At 69.3% G+C, this 3,215-nt stretch carries 3 protein-coding genes and 1 pseudogene; all 4 read left to right on the forward strand.

Features of this window, described 5'->3' with window-relative positions; genetic code table 11:
• A pseudogene (locus tag AC01Y6_RS09945) lies at positions 1-573 on the forward strand (hypothetical protein); the annotation flags it as partial.
• Between the two features lie 199 nt (positions 574-772).
• A complete protein-coding gene (locus AC01Y6_RS09950; RefSeq protein ID WP_476671364.1) occupies positions 773-1,498 on the forward strand; it encodes a hypothetical protein in 726 nt (241 codons plus the stop codon).
• Positions 1,499-1,557: 59 nt separating this feature from the next.
• Positions 1,558-2,082, forward strand: a complete 525-nt coding sequence (locus AC01Y6_RS09955) for a hypothetical protein (RefSeq protein WP_476671365.1) — start codon at positions 1,558-1,560, stop codon at positions 2,080-2,082.
• A gap of 196 nt (positions 2,083-2,278) precedes the next feature.
• Positions 2,279-3,215, forward strand: a 937-nt coding sequence (locus AC01Y6_RS09960; RefSeq protein WP_476671366.1) for a UvrD-helicase domain-containing protein, incomplete at its 3' end; no start/stop codon positions are given.

The raw sequence follows: 3,215 nt of genomic DNA on the forward strand, positions 1-3,215 counted from the left end.
GTGGCCACGGCGGTGCGGGGCGGGGAGGAAAAGAACCTGAACACGGGCACCGTCTGGGCCGTGCGGCTGAAGCCCGGGCGGGCCAGGCTTCACCACGAGGACCTGGCCCACCCCTGGCGGGACCTAGGGGCGGACCTCGAGGAGGGCCGCACCGCTTACCGGGTCATCTACCCTAAGGGCAAGCGGCGAAAGGAGGAACGCCTGCGGCCCGTTCGGCCTTCCTTGGAGCTTCTGGTGCGGTGGACCCTGGGGATCCGGGAGGTGCCCGCCCTGGACTTCCTGAGGCCCGCCCCCACGGAGAACCCCACCATCGAGGACGCCTTCCTCCTTGTGGAGATGGACGCCCAGGCCCGGCCCACGGTCATAGACCGCCTCTCGGAGCGGATGGCCCACGAACTGTCCGATTACGGCTCCCGCCGCTTCTACGCCGGCCTCCTGTGGAAGGTGGTGGAGGGCGAGATTTCCCCGCACGCCCTGGTGTACGCCTACTACCGGGCCCGAGCCGCTCTGCGGGAGGGGTACGCCAGACGGGCGGGGGCATTTTTACAGCACCTTCTCAAGGCGTCGGCCTAGCCCGTTTCCCCATTTCCTTAACCTTTACCGCATGGAGCTTTCATCTTTTTCATTAACTGCGTGAACAGTATGGAAACATGGGGCTTATAAAACAAGCTCCAGCCTACCCTGCCTCATCTACCTCTACTTGCCCAGGAAACACGGCTAAACAGGAGTTCTCTTAACCATAACCAGGTATATCACCACCAGGAGGTAAAGCATGCGCAGGATCGGACAGGCACTGGCCCTCATCCCCTTGGCCCTCGCGGCTTGCGCCCCGGCGGCCACCACGCCCCCCCCAGCAGCCAAGCCCGCCCAGGAGGCCCAGGCCCCGGCCAAACCCCAGGCGCCTCGGTACCACGTCAACACCCTGGAGGAGGACGTGGAGCTCCTCTTCAAGCCCATCGCCGAGGTGGACCTGCCCGTCCTCCTCGGGGAGGTGAAGGAGGGGGTGTACACGGAGACCTTCTACGGCAAGGAGCGGGCCCAGCCCCTCTACGCCCTCTTCTACGGGCCTCTGAAGCTGGAGAACCCCTTCGCCCGCAAGGAGGTGGAGGCCAAGGCGGAAAAGCTCCGCTCCGCCCCCTTCTTCGCCTTCACCAAGGAGGTCAAGCGGGAGGGGGACGATCTCTACGTGCGGGGGAAGATCTTCGGCAGGTACCCCGTGGTGGTGCGGGTGGGCCTGGTGGAGCGCGAAGCTTACCGGAACGCCTGGCAGTTGGTGCGCACCGCCCAGGCTCTGGGGAGCCTGGTGGGAGTGCGGCAGAAGGAGGCGGAAGAGCTCGCCTACTTCCTGGAGAACCCCCCGAGCCTCTGGGCGGTCTACGCCCCGTACCGGGACCGGACCTTCTTCCCCCTCCTGGGCGGCGATCTGGAGGAGGGCAAGGAGACCGTGGTGAGCTACAGCAGGTTGCTGAACACCCTGGACTGGTACCTGAACCGCTAGGGGGCTTCGCGAAGGGGGGGCCGGGGAAGTCCCGGCCCCTCGGTTTCTAAGATGGAGGTGTGAACGTGATCGTGAAGATGGCGCTGGAAGACCTGAAGCGGTGGGGGCTTCCCCGGGAAGCCCTCTACCACGCGGTGCGGCTCTACGCCCACGCCGCCACGGGGAGGAAGGAGGCCCCGAGACCCTGGGAGGTGCGGGAGGCCTGGCGGGAGGCGGAGCGCCTGCCCCTGAAGCCGCCCCTGGACCCCGCCACCCAGAAGGCGCTGGTGGCGAGGCTACCCCGGATCCTGGTGGAGGTGCCCTTGAGGCTCCTCTCGGGGGAGGGGAGAAGCCTCGAGGCGGACCAGGTGGCGCGGGCCGAGCGCCTCCTCAGGAAGGGGCTTTCCGGTTTGGAGATCGCCGTCCTCTTCCTCTGGGAGGAGGTGTGGCGCCGAGGGGGAGACTGGTGGGACCTGAGGGAGAAGGTCCTCTCCCGGCTCCGCGACCCCAAGTGGGACCTCCTCCTCGCCCGCTCCTACGTCACCCTCCGGGCCAAGGGCCTGGACCCGGAGCGCCGCGCCAAGGAGCGCCGCGCCCTGGCCTAGCCCTATCCTGAGGCCAGGATGGGGCGGTGGTGCGGGGGATACGCCCCGGCGCTCTCCTCGGAAGAGAGCCAGCTCCCTTCTTCGGCTTCCCCTTAGCGCGTGGCTTAGCCAAAAGGGCTTGGGGTAGCCGACGGGAGCTGGCTTAAACCAACCCTTTCCTCCCCCACCCCTCGCCCTTTGGGCTACACTGCAGGGGATGGCCCTGCGCCCCACGGAGGAACAACTCCGGGCCGTGGAGGCCTACCGCTCGGGGCAGGACCTCAAGGTGGTGGCCGTGGCCGGAAGCGGCAAGACCACCACCCTGCGCCTCATGGCCGAGGCCGCCCCGGGAAGGCGGGGCCTCTACCTGGCCTTCAACCGCTCCGTGCGGGAGGAGGCCGCCCGGAAGTTCCCCCGGAACGTCCGCCCCTACACCCTCCACGCCCTGGCCTTCCGCATGGCCGTGGCCCGGGACGAGGGGTACCTGGCCAAGTTCACCGCGGGGAAGGGCCACCTGCCGGCCCGGGCGGTGGCGGAGGCCCTGGAGTTGCGCAACCCCCTCCTGCTGCACGCGGTCCTGGGGACCCTGGAGGCCTTCCTCCGCTCGGAGGCCGCCTCCCCCGAGCCGGGGATGATCCCCCTGGCCTACCGGGTCCTGCGGGCCGGGACCAAGGCCTGGCCCGAGGAGGAGGCCCTCATCCTGCGCGGGGTAGAGGCCCTCTGGCGGCGGATGACCGACCCCAAGGACCCCTTTCCCCTGCCCCACGGGGCCTACGTGAAGCTCTGGGCCCTCTCGGAGCCCGACCTCTCCTTCGCGGAGGCCCTGCTGGTGGACGAGGCCCAGGACCTGGACCCCATCTTCCTGCGGGTCCTCGAGGCCCACCGGGGCAGGGTGCAGCGGGTCTACGTGGGGGACCCGAGGCAGCAGATCTACGGGTGGCGGGGGGCGGTGAACGCCATGGACCGGCTGGAGGCCCCCGAGGCCCGTCTCACCTGGAGCTTCCGCTTCGCCGAGCCCCTGGCCCGCTTCGTGCGCAACCTCACCGCCCTGCAGGACCGGCCGGTGGAGGTGTGGGGGAAGGCCCCCTGGGCCACCCGGGTGGACGCCGCCCTGCCCCGGCCCCCCTTCACCGTGCTCTGCCGGACCAACGCCG

The sequence above is a fragment of the Thermus sp. genome (assembly GCF_056332225.1).